This is a genomic window from Azospirillum doebereinerae (assembly GCF_003989665.1).
In the GTDB taxonomy this organism is placed as follows: Bacteria; Pseudomonadota; Alphaproteobacteria; order Azospirillales; family Azospirillaceae; genus Azospirillum; species Azospirillum doebereinerae.
Genome location: NZ_RZIJ01000006.1, coordinates 1 through 17688, shown reverse-complemented (window position 1 = coordinate 17688; position 17688 = coordinate 1). Strand labels below are relative to the sequence as shown.

Genomic DNA, 17688 nt, shown 5'->3' with positions numbered 1-17688 from the left:
CATGGGGCGCTTCCTCCGCAACAGCCTGACCCTGGCGCGCAAGGAGTGGATCAGCCTGCTGCGCGACGGCTTCATGCTGGGCTTCGTGATCTACTCCTTCACGCTGTCGGTCTACAGCCAGGCGACCGGCGTCTCGCACGAACTGCGCAACGGCGCCATCGCCGTGGTGGACGAGGACCGCTCGCCCCTGTCGCAGCGGCTGGTGTCCAGCTTCCACGGGCCGGAGTTCCAGATCCCCGTCGTCCTTCGCCACGAGCAGGTCGATCCGGGGATGGCGGCGGCGCGCTACACCTTCGTGCTCGACATCCCGCCGGACTTCCAGGCCGACGTCCTGGCCGGCCGCGGCCCGACCCTTCAGGTGCTGATCGACGCCACCGCCATGATGCAGGCGGGGATCGGCGCCGGCACCATCCAGGGCATCCTGGACGACGAGATCGGCCGCTTCGTCCGGCGCGAGGCCCCGGAATCGGCGGCGCCGGTCGCCCTCCAGCTCCGGGTCGCCTTCAACGAGGCGCTCGACACCCGCTGGTTCACCGGCACCATGTCGGTGGTCGGCAACGTGACCATGCTGGCCGTGCTGCTGTCGGGCGCCGCCCTGATCCGCGAGCGCGAGCACGGCACGCTGGAGCATCTGCTGGTCATGCCGGTCCGCCCGGCGGAGATCATGGCCGCCAAGGTGCTGGCGAACGGGGCGGTGATCCTGGCGCTGACCGTGGTCGCGCTCTACGGGGTGCTGCGCGGCGTCCTGGGGGTTCCGCTCGCCGGTTCGGTGCCGCTGTTCCTGGCGGGGACGGCGGTCTACCTGTTCTTCGCGACGGCGCTCGGCATCTTCCTCGGCACCGTGGCGCGCTCGATGCCGCAGCTGGGGCTTCTGTTCATCCTGATCGTGCTGCCGATGAACATGCTGTCCGGCGGCTTCACGCCGCTGGAAAGCGAGCCGGACTGGTTGCAGACGGCGATGCAGCTCTCGCCCTCCACCCATTACGTCGCCTTCGCCCAGGCCATTCTGTTCCGTGGCGCAGGCATCGCGGTGGTCTGGCCGCGCTTCGCCGCCACGGCCGGCATCGGCGCCCTGTTCTTCCTCTGGAGCCTCGCCCGCTTCCGCCGCCACCTCGCCACTTTCCGCTGAGCGCAACCGGCGCGGCAAGCCCGCGTTACCGGGACCCGAGCGCCCGCCGGACGGCCTTGTAGGTCTCCATCACCAGGATCAGGCCGAGGGAGGCGCCGGCAACGCCCATCCACTCCAGCGGAGCGACCGGCGCGAGGCCCAGCAGGTCGCGCAGTCCGGGCGTGTACATCGCGCCGAGATGAACGGCCTGCGAGGTCAGGACCGCCAGGAGAAGCCAGGGATTGCCGCGCATCGAGTGGCCGAACGCGGAGTGGATTTCCGAACGGCAGTTGAAGACATGGACGTTCTGGAAGCAGACCATCAGCAGGAGAACGAGGTTCCGCGACGCCTCGACGGTGTGGCCCGCGTCCAGCAGCCCGCGATAGGCAAACGTGCAGACGACCGCCATCGTGGCGCCGGCCAGCAGGGTCTGGGCCACCATCCAGCGGTCGAACAGCCGCTCCGACGGGGCGCGGGGGCCGCGCGCCAGCAAGCCCGGCTCCTCCCGCTCCAGCGCCAGCCCCATGTGCTGGATGGTGTCGGTCACCAGATTCAGCCACAGCAGTTGCAGCGCGAAGAACGGAAGCGGCAGACCGAACGCGAGGCTGAGAAAGAACACGCCGATTTCGGCGATGCTGCTGGCCATCAGGAAGGCGACCACCTTGCGAATGTTGGCATAGGCGATGCGGCCCTCCCGGATGCCGGCGACGATCGAGGCGAAGTTGTCGTCGGCCAGGATCAGCCCGGCGGCCCGCCGGGCGGCGTCGGTGCCGTTCCGGCCCATCGCCACGCCGATGTGGGCGGAGGCCAGCGCCGGGGCGTCGTTCACCCCGTCGCCGGTGACGGCGACGAAATCCCCGTTGGCCTTGAGCGCCTCGACGATCAACAGCTTCTGCAAGGGCTCGATGCGGGCGAAGACGGTGGCGTCGGCGACCAGACGGCGGCGCTCCTCCGGGCCTTTGGACGCGGCCAGATCGTCGCCGTGGACGACGCCGGTGCGCGCGTCGGCGATGCCCAGGCGGCGGGCGATCGCCAGGGCGGTGGCCGGGTGGTCGCCGGTGACCATGCAGACGCGGACGCCGGCGGCCCGCGCGTCGCGCACGGCCGCCGCCGCTTCCGGCCGCAGCGGGTCGGCCAGGGCGACGAGGCCGAGCGGCGTCAGCCCCCGCAGGACCTCCGGGCCGCCGGGCGCCTCCACCCGCCCCTCGGCGATGGCGAGGACCCGGTGGCCGTCCTCCGCCAAGGCCCGGCTGGCCGCCAGGATGGGGCCGGATTCGCCCCGGCACATCGGCAGCACCGCTTCCACAGCGCCCTTGACCGTGGCGTGAACGCCCTCCGTCCGCCGAGTGAAGACGGCCGCCATGCGGTTGGCCGGCTCGTAGGGGATGGCACCGCAGCGCGCCCCCTCCGGGCCGGGGGATGGCGCCGTGCGCCAGCGGGAGGCGAGCAGCAGCAGCGCGACGTCGACGGCGTCGCCCGTCGCGCCGCTGCGGTCGCCGTTGAGGCCGGGGCCGGGGCCGAGCGCCGCGTCGTTGCACAGGGCGCCGGCCGTGGCGAGCCGGATCGCCGGCTCCGGCGGTTCGTCGCGTCCGGCCTCGACGCTGCTCCCGTCCGGCAGCCACAGGCATTGCACGGTCAGGGCGTTTTCCGTCAGGGTGCCGGTCTTGTCGCTGGCGATGACGGTGCAGGCCCCCAACCCCTCGACCATCGGCAGGGTCCGGACGATCACGTTGCGGCGCGCCATCCGGCGGGCGGCGACCGCCAGGGCTACCGTCACCGCGATCGGCAGCCCCTCGGGGATGGCGGACACGGCGAGCGCCACCGCGACGAAGAAAATCTCGGCCGGCGGCAGGCCCAGGATCAGGCCGAACGCCGCCAGCGCCGCCACCGCCCCGACGACGGCCGCGCCGATCAGGCGGGTGAAGCGCTCCAGCCGCAACACCAGCGGGGCCTTGCTTTCCACCCGCTCCAACGCGCGGGCGATCTGGCCGATCTCCATCCGCAGGCCGGTGGCGACCACGACCCCGACCGCCCGACCGCGCTGGACCAAGCTTCCGGCGTGCAGGAGGGTCGTCCGCTCGCCAAGGGCCAGGGCGGCCGGCAGGATGGCGTCCGCCGTCTTCTCGACCGGCAGGGACTCCCCCGTGAGCAGGCTTTCGTCGAGCGTCAGACGCTCGGCTTCCAACAGGCGGATGTCGGCCGGAACCAGATCGCCGCCCTCCAGCACGACGATGTCGCCCGGCACCAACTCTGCGGCGTCGAGGCGTTGGCGCCGGTCCGCGCGCAGGACCGTGGCCTCCTGTCGCACCAGCCCGCCGAGCGCCGCGGCGCCACGCTCGGCCCGGCCTTCCTGGAGCGCGCCGACGACGGCGTTGACGACGAGGACCAGCAGGATGAACCCGGCGTCGGGGAACTCCCCCAGCGCCAGCGACACCGCCGCCGCCGCCAGCAGCAGCAGGGCCAGGGGGTTGAGGAACTGGCGGAGGCCGAGCGCGATCCAGCCGGCCGGGGGCTTGGCGGGAAGGCTGTTGGGACCGTGGCGCCGCTGCCGGGCCTCGACCTCGTGCGGCGTCAGCCCGCCCGGCCGGCTGTCGAGCCGTCGCAGGCATTCCCCGCCGCTGTGGCTGTGCCACGCCTCCGGCGGCGCCGGTCTGTCATCCAGCATGGAAACCCGTCCCGGCAGGGGCATTCCGCCGGCCGGGTCCGGGCCGGGGAGCGATGCAACGGAAGAACAGGCGCTTGACCGTTTCGACCAGAAGCAGGTAGGTGGCGACCGCCGCCGCCAGGAAGAGATAGAAGGACACGGGCGGCACCACGAAACCGAAGAAGGCGCCGAGCGGCGTCAACGGCAGCAGCGCGCCGACGGTCGCGGCGCCGAGCGTCAGCCCGATCAGAACCGGCGGGGGCCGGTCGCGCAGGGAGCTCCGCCGGGTGCGGATCACGAAGATGACCAGCACCTGGGTCGCCAGGCTTTCGACGAACCATCCGGTCTGGAAGAGCGCCTCGCCGGCGCCGAAGACATGGATCAACACGTAGAAGGTCAGGAAATCGAACAGCGAACTGACCGGCCCCAACACCAGCATGAAGCGCTGGATCAGCCGCAAATCCCATTGCGCCGGCCGGGCCAGCGCCTCCGCCTCGACAGTGTCGAAGGGAATGCTGGCCTCCGAGGCGTCGTAGAGCAGGTTGTTGAGCAGCACCTGGATCGGCAGCATTGGCAGGAAGGGCAGGAACAGCGACGCGCCCGCCATGCTGAACATGTTGCCGAAGTTCGAACTGCTGCCCATCAGGATGTATTTGGTGACGTTCTGGACGGTGCGTCGCCCTTCCATCACCGCCTCCTGCACCACCGACAGATCCTGGTCGAGCAGGATGACGCCGGCCGCCTCCTTCGCGACGTCGGCGGCGCTGTCCACCGAGATGCCGATGTCGGCGGCGTGGATGGCCGAGGCGTCGTTGATCCCGTCGCCCAGGAAGCCGACCACCCGCCCCGCCCGCTTGTGGGCCAGCAGCACGCGCTCCTTCTGCGCCGGGGTGACCCGGCAGAAGACGTTGACCTTGGCCAGCCGCGCCCGCAACGCCTCCTCGCTCATCCCCCGCAGATCGTCCCCGGTCAGCAGCCCGGTGACGGTCAGACCGAGTTCGGCGCAGACGTGCCGCGTCACCCGTTCGTTGTCCCCGGTCAGGATGCGGATGTTCACCCCGGCCTTGGTCAGGGCGTGGATCGCCGCCATGGCGCTCGGCTTGGGCGGGTCGAGGAACACCGCGTAGCCGGCGAAGGCGAGGTCGCTCTCGTCCGCCAGGGCGGCGGAGACGTGGTCGGCGCCGACCGTCTTGGACGCGATGGCCAGCACGCGGAAGCCGTCCTCGCCCAGCGTCTGGAACAGCCGGTCCAGCCCCGCCCGCGCCGCCGGATCGAGCGGCGCGACCGCGCCGTCCCCGGTCTCGTAATGGGTGGATTGCCGCAGCACGTCCTCCGGCGCGCCCTTGACCACCAGCAGCCGCTCCGCGCCGTTGGCGACCAGCACGGAGACCCGCCGCCGCTCGAAATCGAAGGGCACCTCGTCGATCTTCTCCCAGCCGGTCAGGTCCACCGCGCGGAAGGCGAGGATGGCCTCGTCCAGCGGACTGCGGATGCCGCTCTCGAAACGGCTGTTGAGATAGGCAAGGCGGAACACCCGCTCGCTCTCGGCGCCACGGCCGTCCAGATGGCGGACCATGCGGATCGTCGCCTCGGTCAGCGTCCCGGTCTTGTCGGTGCACAGGAGATCCATGGCGCCGATGTTGTGCATGGCGGCCAGCCGCTTGACGATGACCCGGCGCTTCGCCAGCCGCATCGCGCCGCGCGCCAGCGTGACCGTGACGATCATCGGCAGCAGCTCCGGCGTCAGCCCGACCGCGAGCGCCAGCGCGAACATCAGCGACTCCAGCCAGGGACGGTGGAACAGCGTGTTGACCGCCAGCACGAACAGCACCAGGACAACCGTCAGCCGTAGGATCAGGAAGCCGAACCGGCGGATGCCCAGCTCGAAGGCGGTGGGCGGCGGCGGGGCCTGGAGGGTGCCGCTCAACTGGCCGAAGGCGGTGGCGTCGCCGGTCCGGCAGACCAGGGCCAGACCGCTGCCGCTGATCACCGAGGTGCCCATGAAGACGGTGTCGAGCGCCTCGGCCGGGTCCGGGTGCGGGGCGGATAAGGCGTCGGGGGCGTCGGCGTGCTTCTCCACCGGGTAGGGCTCCCCGGTCAGCATGGCCTGGTTCACGAACAGGTCGCGCGCCTCGATGAGCCGGCAATCGGCCGGCACCAGATCGCCGGCGGCAAGGCGGACGACGTCGCCCGGCACGAGCTGCTCCGCCGGCTCCGACCGCTCGATGCCGTCGCGACGGACCCGGACGCGCAACGCGACGCTGCGGCGCAGGGCGTCGACGGCGGTCTCGGCCCGCATCTCCTGCACGAAGTCCAGGGTGACGCTGAGCAGCACCATCGCCAGGACGATGACGAAGCTGGCGACGTTGCCGGTCGCCGCCGACAGGCCGCTGGCGAACAGCAGGATGAGGACCAGCGGGTTGAGGAAGCGGCTAAGGAATTGCACCCACGGCGGCCGCCGGCCATGCGCCAGCGGGCGGTTCGGGCCGTAGCGCCGGCGGCGGCGCTCGACCTCGGCGCCGTCCAGCCCGGCGGTGGTGGCGTCCAGAGTCCGGAGGACGGCGGAGAGAGGCGGGCTGCCGAGGTCGTCGGGGGTCATGAGGGCACGCCTCCTGCGGGCGGACGGAGGGCCGCGTCGGTCAAGGGATGATCGCGACCTTCACCACACCATCGCGCTGGTGGCCGAAAAGGTCATAGGCTCTTTCGATGTCGTCGAGGCGGAATCGGTGGGTCACCAGCGGTTTCAGGTCGACACGCGCGGACGCCACGACCGCCATCAGCCGCCTCATCCGTTCCTTGCCGCCGGGGCACAGCGTCGTGACGATCGTGTGGTCGCCCAGCCCGGCCGCGAAGGCGCCGAGCGGAAGGCGGAGATCGCCGAAGTAGACCCCGAGGCTCGACAGGGTTCCGCCGGGCCGGAGAACCCGCAGGCAGGACTCGAAGGTGCTCTGGGTGCCCAGCGCCTCGATGGCGACGTCGACGCCACGCCCATCGGTCAGTTGCAGGATCTCCCGGACCGGATCGGTCTGCTGGAAGTCGATGACGTGGTCGGCGCCCATGCGGCGCGCCATCGCCAGCCGTTCCGGCACGGTGTCGACGGCGATGATCGTCGTCGCCCCCTTGAGCCTGGCCCCGGCGGTGGCGCAGAGCCCGATCGGCCCCTGCGCGAAGACCGCCACGGTGTCGCCGATGCGGATGCCGGCCTTCTCGGCGCCGCCGAATCCGGTGGACATGATGTCGGGGCACATCAGCACCTCCTCGTCGGTCAGACCGTCCGGGATCGGCGCGAGGTTGGCCATCGCGTCGGGAACGAGGACGTACTCCGCCTGACAGCCGTCGATGGTGTTGCCGAATTTCCAGCCCCCGACCGGCTTCCAGCCATGGCGCGTGCCGCAGCCGTCCTGGGCGTGGCAGCCGGCGAGCGACGCGTGGCTGTGCCCGCTGGGCGTGATCGCCCCGGCGATGACCCGCTGCCCCTCCTCGTAGCCGACGACGGCCGAGCCGAGCTTCTCGATGATTCCCACCGGCTCGTGGCCGACCGTCAAGCCGCGATGGACGGGGTATTCGCCCTTGAGGATGTGGATGTCGGTCCCGCAGATCGTCGTCGTCGTCACCCGCACAAGGGCGTCGAGGGGACCCACCTCGGGGATCGGTTTGTCGTCCAGGACGATCCGGCCCGGCTCGACGAAGATCGCGGCTTTCATCGTGACCATCGCGCACCTCTTTGGCTGGCGGCGGCTTTCCGGTCGGGAGCACGCGGCCCCATGCTGGACGGATTGCCGGCCGGGAACGATGGTAGGGCTTCGCTCGGGCGCCGCTTTGATCTGGGTTAACCGGCCGGGTGTCGGTTCGCCGTGTCCGCCGGCCAGGAGACACGCTCCCGTCTTCTTAACCTGGATAAAGACGGCCCCGCGCCGCCGCGTTCAAAGTGAGGCCACGGAAGGAGGGCGATGGGAAGACGTGCCGCACATCTCGAAGTCTGGAGGACCCCATGATACCGCGTATTTTCTTTGTCGTTGACCGCGAAGAGGCCAAATGGACGGTCGGGTGCGGCGACGGGGACGGCAGTGGATGTTTTCCATCGCGGCGGGCGGCCATGGAGTTCGCCTTGCGCGAAGCCGAACGGGTGCGTTCCCTCGGGTACGAAATCGACGTGCTGGTCCGGCGCAGAAACGGATCGGTCCGGAAGCTCCCCGATCCGGCCCGGAAGGAAAAGGGCACTCTCCAATCGGAGGAGTCCCGCCTTAACTGATGTCCAGCCCACGACACGGTCGTGGTCGTGGGCTGGACCGCTCCTCACCACCCTGGCCACGCCCCCGCCCCTCATGTCGGCGCGGACCGTTCTTTCCTGACCGCATGAAGGGGGGAAGGAACGGCGCGTCGCTGCGCGTTGAGCCGATCCCTCGGGATGGCGCTCAATGCGCCAGGAGCAGCGGCATCTTCGGGGTTTGGAGCATGCACCGCGTCACGCCGCCGAACACGGCTTCACGCATCCGGCTGTAGCCGTAGGCTCCCATGACCAGAAAATCCGCGCCGAGGTCGCCGGCCCGCCGGATCAAAGCCGTTCCGACATCGTCGATCCCAGGATGCACCGCGACGATCTTGGCCGCCACGCCGTGCCAGGCAAGGTAGCGCTCCACTCCGGCGCTGCCATGCTCGTCCACCTTGGAGGGGTTGGCGGTCAGCACGAAGACGCTGTCGGCGCGCTGGAGGAACGGCAGGCTTGCGCCCACGGCCCGCGCGGCTTCGACGCCGCCGTTCCAACCGATGGCGACCGAGCGCCCCACCGGTGCCGGCGCCGCGCTGGGAGGAACCAGCAGCACAGGCCGCCCCGCAGAAAGGAGCGTCGCTTCGATGAGGGTCCGCTGGGCCGGAGCGGTCGTGTGGTCGAGGAGGATGAGGTCGGATTTCCGCCCCTCCCTGGGAAGCAGGGTGTCCGCGGAACCGTGAAGCTCGCGCCAGGACGCGGATGGCCCCGCCAAGCCGGGCTGGCCGTCGGCGGTGATTCCGGTCAAGCTCAGGACGGAGCGGTCGAAGGCGTATCGGGCGCTCTTGCGGCGCGCGTCGAGCGCCGCCCGGGCGATGCGGGTCATCTCCTCGATCGTCGACTCGGGCAGCCCTTTCGCCAAGACCGGCAGACCGTCCTCCGGTCGCGGCGTGATGCAGAGCGCGTCGACATGCCCGTTGAACTCCGCCGCCAAGGCAAGCCCCATGCGCAGAGCGGGAGCATCGGTTTCGCTGCCATTCATCGGAACCAGCATGACCCGGTAGGACATGATGTGCCTCCTGTGATGCCTCTCTGTTGCGGGGCGGTCCGCGCCTGGACGCCGGAGTGCGCGAAGGCCGGAAATCGGCGCGTTCCGGGAGCATTTTCGACCAAACTGGGCCGCGCCTGCATTGATCAAGGTTAATGGTCGGCCCGTCCGTGGCGCGGAGACCGGAAACGATGGTCTCCGCCGATCGGGCTGGAAGGCGAACGGCTGGAAGACCAAGGGCTGCCTCGGATTTCGAGATCGTCTTCCCAACCGGAGCCGAGCCGCTTTGTGCAGCGAGCCGTCGTTCGGTTCCTGCCCGAACATCCGGCGTGTCGCGTTTCACGGCGAAATGTCGCATGGCGAGAGGCTGGAGGATGGCGGGTGCGTGCTCAAAAATTCCGGCGGTCCGCTGTCGTTGCGTCGCGCTTCTGTCAACGGACATCGACCTTCGGCGTCGGACCACACAACAAGGCTTCAAAATATTGCACAAGGGAACAAGCAGATTTCGTCTTGCATAAAGAAAATTATTTTGTCACTTAACAATCACCGTTAAATTTCCCTCAGGATGCAAGATAATAATCTCGGGAGCCAATCTATTACAAATGTCATATTATGTTTTGATGCGACAAAATTTGCGCAAATTATTTATGTCGATGTTTTGTGGATCTGGTAGTTATATGCCATCGCATACGCCAGCATGCTGTGCGCCGGTGTTGCGAACCGCAGGCCGCCACCCTTCTCAAATTTGTGCTCCGGGGGCTTCTCATGAAGCTTTCACTGTCGTCGAACGCTTGGTCGCCCTCGCTTGAGGCTGCGCGATGGAAAATCAGCCACGGCCTTTTCAACATGGTGGTCGCGGTGCTGGCGTCCATGGCTCTTGTCGCCATTGGCCTGATCACTTGGAACCTGTCGTATCAGCGTCGATTCGCCGAGGCCGAGATGGAGAGGACCGTCCATGCCTTTTCGGTCGCGCTGGACCGGCAACTCCTCGTCACCATCGCGACCTTGGAAAGCCTCGCGATCGGCATGGCCGACGATCCGAATTCGGAGCGCGCCTACCGCGTCGCGCAGGAGGTGAAGGCCAGACACCCCCAATGGTCGCATGTCACCCTCCGCGAAGCCGGGGGCGACCTGCTGTTTTCCACCGCTCTTCCGTTCGGAACTCCGGCACCGAGCCCGAACCCCGTCGATCCCTTGGTGGCGAAAACACTGGCGACCGGCCAGCCGCAGGTGTCGGATCTGATGTACGGGCCGATCGCGCAAGCCTACGTGGCCGCGGTGCTCGTTCCTGTTCCGGGAAAGGACGGACCGTCGCACGTGCTCATCGCCGTGGTTACGGCGACCAAGTGGGAAAAGCTCCTTCAGGAGGAAGGGGTCGCCGCCGGCTGGGTGGCAGGGATCATCGATGCGGCCGGTGTCGTCGTCGCCCGCACGCGGGCGGCGGAACGGTTCGTCGGCAAGCCGGCGCCCCGCTGGGTCCTGGACGCGATCCGCCAAGCCCCGGAAGGCCGGGCGGAAGGCCCGGCCCTGGAGGGGGAACCGCTGTCGCTGGTCTATTCCCGGTCGGCCGTGTCCGGCTGGACCGTCGCCTTCGCCGCTCCGGCCGCGGTGTTCGAGGAGCCGTTGTGGCGGTCATTGTGGCTGTCGATCGTCGTCAGCGGCCTGATGATGGTGGTCGCCGCGCTCTTCGTGCTTGGCTACGCGCGCCGGCTGTCGCTTTCCGTGACCGGGCTGGCGCGGGTGGCGGAGGCCATGGAACGGCCGGGCGCGGATCTGCCGTCCGTCCCGGCCTCGGCCTCGGCGGAACTGGCTCTGGTGTATGGGTCGCTGCACACGGCCAGCCGTCATCTGCGCAAGACGGTCGAGGAACACACGACGGCGATGCGCGAACTCCAGCATCGGGTGAAGAACGACCTCCAGGCCATCATGAGCCTGATCGCCCTGGAGCGCTTCCAGACCGGCTGCGCCGGAAGCTGCGGCATCCTGAGCGAACTGGAAGGCAGGATCGAGGTGCTGCGTCTGGTCCACAGCCGGCTTTACGACGCCAGCCAGGTCGGGACGGTCGAGTTGGGCGGTTATCTGCAGGAACTGTGTGGGCACGCCATCGCGCTTTACCGTCGCGGGCGGGTCGAAGGGATCACGTTCGAGGCGAAGGTCGACGAGGTGCGCGTCGATCACGGCACCGCGGTCTCGCTCGGACTGATCGCCAACGAGTTCATCACCAACAGCGCCAAGCACGCCTTTCCGGGACGGGCCGGCACGATCACGCTCGAATTGTGGATGGGGGAGACGAGCCGGGCGTGGCTGCGGCTGGCCGACGACGGAGTCGGCATGGCCGCCAACCGGACGCGGTCGTCCGGCACCAAGCTGATCGAGATGCTTGCGGACCAAGTCGGAGCGGAGCCCGAATGGTCGGTCGATGCGGGCACCAGCCTGCTCCTCTCCTTTGCCGTCGAGACGCCGGCGGAGGTCAAGCAGGCCGCCGTCCAGGGGTGAACGCGGCCGGCGCGGTGGCGAGCCACGCCCATCCGCGCTCACCCCTGCCGCACATAGCGGCCCGGCGCGTCGCACAGGGGCGTCAGGCCGGCATCGAGCGCTCCGATGGCGGGCGGCGCGATGGGGGGCCCGGAGCGTGCCTCCAGCCAGCGGCACCACTCGGGCCACCAGGATCCCTCCGTCCGTGGCGTGGTGGCCGCCCAGACGTCGGCGTCGATGAAGCGATCGGTGCTGGCCTGCGTCCGGACCTGGTAGGAGCGGCCTGGATGGCCGGGCTCCGACACGATGCCGCTGTTGTGCCCGCCGCTGGTCAACAGGAAGGTGACGTCCGTGTCCGTCTGGAGATGGAGCTTGAAGACCGAGCGCCAGGGGGCGACATGGTCCTGCTCGGCGCCGACCGCGAAGACCGGCGCGCGGATGTCGCTGAGCGCGACCGGCTTTCCATCCACCAGATAGCGCCCTTCGGCAAGGTCGTTGTCGAGGAACAGGCGGCGCAGATACTCGGAGTGCATGCGGCAGGGCATGCGGGTGGCGTCGGCGTTCCAGGCCATGAGGGCGTTCATCGGCGCGCGCTCTCCCAGCAGATAGTCGTGGATCATGCGCGACCAGATCAGGTCGTTCGACCGCAGGAGTTGAAAGGCGCCGGTCATCTGCTTGGCGTCGAGAAAACCCTGCTCCCACATCATGTCCTCCAGAAAGGTGATCTGGCTTTCGTTGATGAAGAGCATCAGTTCGCCCGCCTCGGTGAAGTCGGTCTGGGTGGCGAACAGCGTCACCGAGCGCAGCCGTTCGTTCGGGTCGCGGGCCAGGGCGGCGGCGGCGATCGCCAGCAGCGTTCCACCCAGGCAGTAGCCGACGGCATGGACGGGCGCGCCGGGGATCACCGCCGTCACCGCGTCGAGCGCCGCCATCACACCCAGCTTGCGGTAATCCTCCATGCCGAGGTCGCGATCCTCGGGCTCCGGGTTCCGCCAGGAGATCATGAACACCGTGAAGCCCTGGTCGACCAGATGCTCCACCAGCGAATGGCCGGGCGAGAGATCGAGGACATAGTATTTCATGATCCAGGCCGGGACGATCAGCACGGGCTCGGGCCGCACCGTGCCGGTGTTCGGTTTGTACTGGATCAGTTCGATCAGCCGGTTGCGGTGGATCACCGTGCCCGGCGTCAGCGCGAGGTCGCGGCCGACCTGGAAGCGCTCGGTGCCGGCGGGCTTCTCGCCGGCCATCGCCCGTCCCCAATCCTCAATCAGGTTCTGCGCGCCGCGGAGGATGTTCAACCCACCCTCCCGCACCGTTCTTTGCAGGAGTTCAGGGTTGGTGAGAAGGAAGTTCGAGGGTGAGACGGTGTCGAGGAGCTGACGCGCGACAAAGGCCACCACCGCCTCGTGCTGCCGGCTGACGCCGCGCACGCCGGTGGTCGCGTTGTGCCACCATTGCTGATTGAGCAGAAAGGCTTGATGGAGAAGGTTGTGGGGCCAATGCCGCCAGACGTCGCCGGTGAAACGGCGGTCCTGCGGCAGCGGCTCGATGCAGCGGCCGATGGCGCCGTCTTGGCTGGCGCAACGCCCGGCGTAAACCGCGAACCGCAACGTCTTGCGCGCCGCCTTCCGGACGAGTTGCATTTGTTTGCCGGGGCTGCCGACCAGATGCGCGGCCCAGTCGAGATAGGCGGCGACGAGGGCGGCTGGCGAGATGCCTCCGGTGATGCGGGCCTGTGCCGCATGAAGGGAACGGTCCACGGCGTCTTCCAGAGCGGTCGCGGCGGAGCCATCGCTCTCGTAATGAATTGGCTCATCCGGGGTGGGCGCACCCTGGGGGGCCTGGATCGGAAGCGGCCGGACGCGGTCGGCGTTCGGAGGCTCGATGGCGAGATTCGCTCCTGGCATGACGGATGCCCCATGGCTGTGACGTGGCCATTCCGCACCGAATTGCGGCCGTCGCCATTGATCTTGATTAAGACGCCGGGTCCGGCCCTGGAAGACAATGAGCCATCATCAAGGGAGGCCATCATGCTGACCCGGGAAGACTGTCTGGCGCTGTGCGACCTGTCCGAAGAGGAGATCGCCGCCATCATGGAACACGAGCACATTCCAGAGCTTTGCGCGATGGAGTTCGGCCATTATCTGGTCGAGACGGCCCGCGGGCAGACTGTCCTGCGTCGATTGATTTTGGACGACATCCACGCTGCCGAGGCACGGGGCGACCACAAGCATGCCATGCAGTTGAAGCGGCTGCTGTATCGCTTCGCACACAACCATCCTCTGCCGGCGGCTTCACCGAACAGCGCCTCCGGGGGGCCGGTCGGCGCCGAAGGTCCGTGAGGAAGGGAGGATGGCGGTCCCGGTGGCCGCCTCGTTCGATCGCAGCGATGATCCCTGGAGTGCAGGATGAGCGCAGGAGCGCTGTCTCGCGGAGAAGTTGGAACGGATAGGCGGGCCGCCGTCGAACCGGGACAGCCCATGTCCGCCGAACCGCCGGCCCCGATGACCGGGTGCCAAAGCGCCGTGTTCGCTTTCCTGGCCGACCCGGCCACCCACGGTCTGTCCGAGCCGGTCAAGCGCATCGAAACCCACGGCGCGGTCGTCTTCCTGGCTGGCGCCGATGTCTACAAAGTCAAGCGAGCGGTCCGCTTTCCCTACATGGACCTGTCCTCTCTCGAAAAGCGCAGGCGGTGCTGCGAAGCGGAGATCACGGTCAACCGGATGAGCGCGCCGACGCTCTATCTCGGCACGATTCCCATCGTCCGCTGCGGCAACCGGCTCCAGTTGGGCGGTGACGGCGAGATCGTCGAATGGGCGGTCCATCTGCGACGCTTCGACGAGGAGGCGACCTTCGACCGGCTTGCGGACCGGCAGGCCCTGTGCCCCCGGATGATCGACCGGCTCGCTCGCGCGATCGTCCGTCTCCACGACCGGGCGCCGCCCCAGGGCGGAGGGACGGCCGTGGAGTCGCTTGGAAGCGTTTTGCAGGAAACCCTGGACGAAATCGACACCGCTTCCGATCTCTTCCCCAGAACGCAGGCCGCTCGGTTGCGCGAGCGTCTGACCGAGGCGTTCGATCATGGCCAGGCGTTGCTGCGGCGGCGGGCGACGGGCGGCAAGGTCCGGCGTTGCCATGGCGATCTGCATCTGCGGAACATCGTCCTGCTGGACGACGAGCCGGTCCTCTTTGACGCGCTCGAGTTCAGCGACGATCTCGCCACTTCCGACATCCTCTACGATCTGGCCTTCCTGATCATGGATCTGTGCGAACGAGGACTACGCGGTCACGCGGCACGTCTCCTCAACGGTTATCTCTGGCAATCCAAGGCAGAGGAGGACGAGATCACGGGGCTGGCGCTCTTGCCTCTTTTCCTCAGCCTGCGGGCCGCCATCCGGGCCAAGGTCCTGGCGGCGCAGGTTCGGCTCGGTTCCGGCACGGCCGATCTGCCAGCGCGCGCGCGCGCCTACATCGCGGCCGCGCTGGACTTTCTCGAGCCGGTCCAGCCCCGGCTTCTGGCCATCGGCGGACTGTCCGGCTCCGGAAAAAGCCGGTTGTCCGCCGCCGTTGCTCCCGCCTTCGGTCTGGCGCCGGGTGCCCTGCATCTGCGAAGCGACATCGAGCGGAAGCGGATGTTCGGTGTCGCCCCGACCGACCGTCTGCCGGAGGAGGCCTATCGGCCGGAGGTGACCCAGCGGGTTTACAGCACTCTGCGGCGTCTGGCCCGGATCGCCCTGCGAGCCGGAAGAGGGGTGATTCTCGACGCGACCCACCACCAGCCCACGGAGCGTACCCAGTTGATGGAACTGGCAGCGGAAGCGGACGCGCCGTTCCTTGGCGTCTGGCTAGACGCTCCATCCGCTCTGCTCAGGAAACGCGTGGCCATGCGGCGTGACGACCCGTCGGACGCGACGGTGGCGGTCCTCGATGCCCAGGCCGAAGAAGGGATCAGTGCGCTGACTTGGCACCGCCTGAACGCGGGCGTGGCTTTTGATGTCGTCGAAGCGTCCATGCTCGCGTTGATTCAATCCTCCGATGCTGAAGGCTGATCGGTACGCGGCATGGGAAACGTCAAGAGGGGCAACTTGATGCAGATAAAGGAATAGGCCACCCAAACCGCTCATTCTGGGGATAAGGATGTTTTCAACGAATGGAGGAAGCCATGGTCTGCAAGGACATCCTGGTGCATTTCGACGATCGCCGATCGGCATCAAACGCGTCGAAGCCGCCGCACGTCTGGCGGAGCGGCACGACGCGCATCTGACGGCGCTCCTTTGGACGATGGAGCCATGGATTCCCATCGGCCTGGATGCACCGCTCCCTTCGTCGATCGTCGAGAATCTGGAGCGGACCGCCGCGGAGAATGCCGAGCGTGCAAAGGCCACTCTTGAAGCGCTTCTCGCGCGCCAAGCCTGCCGAGCGGAATGCCACGCCATGCGCTGCTGACCCCATGATGTCGCTGACACGCTCACGTTGCGTGCCGAACCGATCCGGGTTTCTCGGAGGTTGATTTGGTTGAATCACGCCACCATGGTGACGCCTTCGGGTTGAGCATAATAGCGTGCTTCGGCCTCGGAGGTCAGAATGTTGCCGATGGGTTCGAGCAGGCGCCGGTGATTGAAGCAGTCCACCTAATCGAGGGTGGCGAACTCGACGGCCTCCAGGGTGCGCCACAGCCCCCGGCGCCGGATCACTTCGGTCTTGTAGAGGCCGTTGATCGTCTCGGCCAAGGCGTTGTCTGAGTTGGTCCCCATTTCCCGGACAGATTTTCGGCTGAAATAAGCTTGGTTCTGGTTCCTGTTATGCCGCCAATCTGATCTGTTTCGGTGTGCCCTCGTAGGCCTCTGCCGGGGTTCTGCTGCCGAGTGCGGGCGGTCGGCGTTGTAGTCATTGATCCAGCGACCGATCCCGGACCTAGCCTCGCTGCCGGTCTCGAAGGCGTGGAGGTAAACGCACTCGTATTACATCGATCGCCACAGCCGTTCAATGAGGACGTTGCCCATCCACCGGCCGTGCCCGTCCATGATACCCGGATGCCGACTGCGGTCAAGAGGCCGGTGAAACGCGGACTGGTGAACGGGCTGCCCTGATCGGTGTTGAAGATGTCCGGCCGGCCGTGCCGCGCCATCGCCCCCTCAACGGCCTTGATGCAGAATTCGACGTCCGTGGTGTTCGACACCCGCCAGCTCAAGACTTTGCGCGTCGCCCAGTCCATCACCGCCACCAAATACAGGAAGCCCCGACGCATCGGAATGTCGGTGATGTCAGCGCACCAGACCTAGTTGGGTCGGTCGATGGTCATGTCGCGCAGCAAGTACGGCCAAATCTTGTGCTCGGGATGCCGCACTGTCGTCTTCGGGCGTTGGTAGACCGCCCACAGCCCCATCCGCGCCATCCGCGCCATCAGGCGGCGAACCCGCTGGCGGTTGACCTCATGGCCGTACCGGCGCAGATGCCGGGTCATCCGCCGGCTGCCGGACCAGGGCGTTTCCACGAACCGCCCGTCGATCAGCCGCATCAGCTCCAGGTTTGCGGCCGGCTCGCCTTTGGCTGGCTCGTAGTAGCTGGACCGGCTGATGGAAACCAGCTCGCATTGCCCCGTCATCGGGTCCGTCCTTCATCGTGGGCGAACCAAGCTTAGCGAACTGTCCGGGAAACGGGAACCATCTCACACGGATGCGCCGGGGATGCTGCTGCCGGCCAACCTGCCGGAGCCGTACCGGCGGAAGATCGCGGAGCTCGAGTCCGTGCTCGGCGACGGCGACGAGGGGATGGCCGCGATGGAGATGATCCGGTCCATGGTCGACCGCGTCGTGCTGTCCCCCCTGCCCCTCGGGCGCCGGGCTGGAGGCGCAGCTTCATGGCGACCTGCTGGCGATCCTGGAGGCGTGCGCCGAAGCGGAGCCCAAACGCGGACAGCCCGCCTCGTGGGAGGCGGGCTGTCAACTGTCGTTGGTTGCGGGGGCAGGATTTGAACCTGCGGCCTTCAGGTTATGAGCCTGACGAGCTACCGGGCTGCTCCACCCCGCGGATGTGGTTTGGTGCGGGGGGTGGAGTTTGTGAGGATGAGGCGCGAAGCTTTGGGTCGGTGGTGTGCTTGTGTGTCTGGGATGTTCGTGTGCCTTGGCGACCTGGCGGCGACCTACTCTCCCACGCCTTAAGACGCAGTACCATCGGCGCAGAGGCTTTTCACGGCCGAGTTC

At 67.9% G+C, this 17688-nt stretch carries 10 protein-coding genes, 1 tRNA gene and 2 pseudogenes; 5 read left to right on the top strand and 8 right to left on the bottom strand.

The annotated features are described in order from the left end of the window. Window position 1 precedes the first annotated feature (1 nt). On the top strand, window positions 2–1129 hold the full coding sequence (locus EJ913_RS09530) for an ABC transporter permease (protein ID WP_126997149.1): 1128 nt from the start codon (window positions 2–4) through the stop codon (window positions 1127–1129). A gap of 25 nt (window positions 1130–1154) precedes the next feature. Here the strand turns inward: EJ913_RS09530 and EJ913_RS09525 are convergent, their stop codons facing one another. The 4 genes from EJ913_RS09525 to EJ913_RS09510 form a co-directional block, all read right to left on the bottom strand. Then, window positions 1155–3773, bottom strand: coding sequence for a cation-translocating P-type ATPase (locus EJ913_RS09525; protein ID WP_126997146.1), 2619 nt, complete (start codon window positions 3771–3773; stop codon window positions 1155–1157). Then, window positions 3763–6351 carry a magnesium-translocating P-type ATPase gene (gene mgtA, locus EJ913_RS09520; protein ID WP_126997144.1) on the bottom strand — a complete coding sequence of 863 codons (2589 nt, stop codon included), beginning with the start codon at window positions 6349–6351 and terminating at the stop codon, window positions 3763–3765. Before mgtA ends, EJ913_RS09525 begins: the two co-directional genes overlap by 11 nt. A gap of 40 nt (window positions 6352–6391) precedes the next feature. Next, window positions 6392–7465, bottom strand: a complete 1074-nt coding sequence (locus EJ913_RS09515) for an NAD(P)-dependent alcohol dehydrogenase (RefSeq protein WP_126997142.1) — start codon at window positions 7463–7465, stop codon at window positions 6392–6394. 702 nt (window positions 7466–8167) lie between these two features. Further along, a complete protein-coding gene (locus EJ913_RS09510; RefSeq protein ID WP_185909733.1) occupies window positions 8168–9028 on the bottom strand; it encodes a universal stress protein in 861 nt (286 codons plus the stop codon). Between the two features lie 744 nt (window positions 9029–9772). On the opposite strand from EJ913_RS09510, the gene EJ913_RS09505 reads away from it, so the two are divergent. Beyond that, window positions 9773–11503: a sensor histidine kinase gene (locus tag EJ913_RS09505; protein WP_126997138.1), complete on the top strand. Its 1731-nt coding sequence runs from the start codon at window positions 9773–9775 to the stop codon at window positions 11501–11503. A gap of 38 nt (window positions 11504–11541) precedes the next feature. Here the strand turns inward: EJ913_RS09505 and EJ913_RS09500 are convergent, their stop codons facing one another. Next, entirely contained in the window at window positions 11542–13245 is a 1704-nt protein-coding gene (locus tag EJ913_RS09500) for a PHA/PHB synthase family protein (RefSeq protein ID WP_342353705.1), read from the bottom strand. A gap of 159 nt (window positions 13246–13404) precedes the next feature. Here EJ913_RS09500 and EJ913_RS09495 point away from each other — a divergent pair, with 159 nt between their 5' ends. The 3 genes from EJ913_RS09495 to EJ913_RS09485 all read left to right on the top strand — a co-directional run bounded on the left by EJ913_RS09495 (window position 13405) and on the right by EJ913_RS09485 (window position 15931). After that, window positions 13405–13827: a hypothetical protein gene (locus EJ913_RS09495; protein WP_244939302.1), complete on the top strand. Its 423-nt coding sequence runs from the start codon at window positions 13405–13407 to the stop codon at window positions 13825–13827. A gap of 138 nt (window positions 13828–13965) precedes the next feature. Then, the gene (locus EJ913_RS09490; RefSeq protein WP_211098915.1) at window positions 13966–15534 is read left to right on the top strand and encodes a bifunctional aminoglycoside phosphotransferase/ATP-binding protein; all 1569 of its coding nucleotides are present in this window, start codon (window positions 13966–13968) and stop codon (window positions 15532–15534) included. An 88-nt stretch (window positions 15535–15622) separates the two neighbouring features. Next, entirely contained in the window at window positions 15623–15931 is a 309-nt protein-coding gene (locus tag EJ913_RS09485; RefSeq protein WP_126997134.1) for a hypothetical protein, read from the top strand. Window positions 15932–16005: 74 nt separating this feature from the next. Here the strand turns inward: EJ913_RS09485 and EJ913_RS09480 are convergent. The 3 genes and pseudogenes from EJ913_RS09480 to EJ913_RS09465 form a co-directional block, all read right to left on the bottom strand. Beyond that, window positions 16006–16251 (bottom strand): annotated as a pseudogene (locus EJ913_RS09480) (IS3 family transposase); the annotation flags it as partial. A gap of 34 nt (window positions 16252–16285) precedes the next feature. Continuing rightward, window positions 16286–17090, bottom strand: a pseudogene (locus tag EJ913_RS09475) (IS3 family transposase); the annotation flags it as partial. Window positions 17091–17438: 348 nt separating this feature from the next. Next, window positions 17439–17515 (bottom strand) — tRNA-Met (locus EJ913_RS09465). Window positions 17516–17688: the final 173 nt, after the last annotated feature.